The 885-nt window shown below is 64.5% G+C and carries 1 protein-coding gene; it reads right to left on the bottom strand.

The features are described from left to right. Positions 1-17: 17 nt before the first annotated feature. Positions 18-814, bottom strand: a protein-coding gene (locus D7V77_RS42210; RefSeq protein WP_199734002.1) for an IS5 family transposase whose coding sequence is annotated in 2 segments (ribosomal slippage) — positions 18-469 and positions 469-814 — 798 coding nt in all. Because the reading frame shifts where the segments join, the coding sequence is not laid out codon by codon here. Between the last annotated feature and the right edge of the window lie 71 nt (positions 815-885).

The following is an 885-nucleotide window of genomic DNA, read 5'->3' as shown; positions in this document are numbered from 1 at the left end:
AGAGCGCCTAACAAAAGTCAGGTTTGAAGACTGCGGAAGAGGATCAGGCAGCAGCCCAGAACGAGGAGGCCGAAGTGGATATCGTCCCGGCGTTCATCGCGCACGCGCAGACGCCGCTGCCGGTTCTTCCACGCGTTGGTTCGATCCACCACCCAACGATGCCGCCCCAGCCGCTGCTTCGATTCGATGCCGGGTCGCGCAATGCGAGCGGTGATGCCGCGCCGACGCAAGCCGCGTCGGTTTTTGCGCGAAGAGTACGCCTTGTCGGCATGCAGCTTGTCGGGCCGGTGACGAGGATGACCGCGGGGTTGCTTCACATCCGGCACGGCGTCCAGCAGAGGGAACATCTCGTGCGTGTCATGGACGTTGGCCCCCGTCAGGCTCTCAGCCAGCGGCTGGCCCTTGGTGTCGACGAGAAGATGATGCTTGCTGCCCGCCTTCGCTCGGTCCGTCGGGTTCTTGCCCGTGAGGGCCCCCCTTTTGAGGCTCGGACCGTCGAGGAGTCGATGGAGGCACGGGAGAAGTCCACCTGGCTGCGCTGGCCCAGTTCGTTGAGCAGCACGCGCTGGAGTTGCTCGAACACCCCGGCACGAGTCCACTGCTCCAGGCGTCGCCAAGCTGTCATCCCCGACAGGCCGAACTGCTTCGTCGGAAGCATCTCCCAGGGGATACCGGTCCTGAGCACGAAGACGATGGCCTCAAAGGCGGCTCGGTCGTCGGCCCGTGGTCGGCCGGGCTTCTTCTTCTTCTTGGGAACCGGAAGCAGTGGAGCCACCCGCTCCCATAGCGCGTCCGGTACGAGGTCGCGAGCCATGAAGCCCAGGTGCTCATGGCCCGGCTCTCCGGCCACCCTCCCTTTCAAACCTGACTTTTGTTAGGCGCTCT

Source organism: Corallococcus sp. CA041A (assembly GCF_003612075.1).
Classification (GTDB): domain Bacteria; phylum Myxococcota; class Myxococcia; order Myxococcales; family Myxococcaceae; genus Corallococcus; species Corallococcus exiguus.
This window is presented reverse-complemented; position numbering and strand designations above follow the sequence as displayed.